This is a genomic window from Rothia sp. HMSC078H08 (assembly GCF_001808955.1).
GTDB lineage: Bacteria > Actinomycetota > Actinomycetes > Actinomycetales > Micrococcaceae > Rothia.
In genome coordinates, this window is the sequence record NZ_KV795238.1 from 1 (window position 1) to 1,414 (window position 1,414).

General features: G+C 61.2%; 1 pseudogene. It reads left to right on the forward strand.

Annotated features, from left to right (window positions below):
• Nucleotides 1-126 precede the first annotated feature (126 nt).
• Nucleotides 127-1,364: pseudogene (locus tag HMPREF2528_RS01105) on the forward strand (IS256 family transposase).
• Nucleotides 1,365-1,414: the final 50 nt, after the last annotated feature.

Sequence of the window (1,414 nt, forward strand, 5' to 3'; positions counted from 1 at the left end):
AGTAGCGTCCCGCATAGTGGTGTAACCGTGGGTGGTCGGCCCGTTGCTTGTGATGGGTGCGGTCACCGTGTGATCCTTCGAGAAAGCTCTTCTACTTCTGACTCGAAATGATTTGGAGGCACAACGATGACCGCTCCTCATATTATCGACCCTGCTGGCATGCTTGGCGAGGCGTTGTCCCAGGCATCCCCAGATTTGATGCGTTCCTTGCTCCAGCACGTCATTAACGCGTTGCTATCAGCGGACGCTGACACCGTGTGCGGGGCCCAGTGGGGCCAACAAGACCCGCAGCGTCACACCAGGCGCAACGGGTATCGCTACCGGCCCCTGGACACCAGGGTCGGCACCATCGACGTGGCGATCCCCAAGCTACGCTCAGGCACCTACTTCCCAGAATTGGTTACTGCAACGGCGCAAACGCTGTGAAACCGCGTTGATCACAGTGGTCGCTGACTGCTACCTGGCAGGAGTATCCACGCGCCGTATGGACAAGCTCGTCAAAACCCTGGGGATCACAGGACTGTCCAAGTCCCAGGTCTCACGGATGGCAACAGACCTCGACGAACACGTGGACCAGTTCCGCAACCGGCCCCTCCACGATGCCGGGCCTTTCACCTTCGTCGCCGCTGACGCACTGACCATGAAAGTACGCGAAGGAGGACGCGTCGTCTCGTGCGCGGTCCTGGTTGCCACCGGAGTCAACAATGACGGACACCGCGAAGTACTGGGGGTGCGCGTATCCACCAGCGAGACCGGCCCGGCGTGGAACGAGTTCTTCGCCGACCTGGTCGCCCGAGGCCTGACCGGCGTGCGCCTGGTGACCAGTGACGCCCATCTGGGCCTGGTCGAAGCCATCGCAGCGAACCTACCCGGAGCCACCTGGCAACGATGCCGCACCCACTACGCCGCGAATCTCATGTCCATCACCCCCAAAGCGCTATGGCCCGCCGTCAAAGCGATGCTGCACTCGGTGTACGACCAACCCGACGCCGCCTCAGTCAACGCTCAATACGACCGACTCTTGGACTACGTGCACGACAAGCTCCCCGCTGTGTGTGATCACCTCGATCAAGCCAGGGCAGACGTCCTCGCGTTCGCGTCTTTCCCCACCGGGGTGTGGACCCAGATCTGGTCCAATAACCCCAATGAGCGCCTCAACCGCGAAAATCCGCCGACGCACCGACACCGTGGGAATCTTCCCCAACCGCCACGCAATCATCCGCCTCGTCGGAGCCGTCCTCGCCGAACAAAACGACGAATGGGCCGAAGGCCGACGCTACCTCAGCCTCGACATCCTCACCAAATCACGACTCACACCACAACCCACCGGGCAGGAGGACACCCCACTCCAACTCAGCGCATAACCCACTCCGAAGGACACAAAACGATTACACCACTCCACAGGACTTGACCT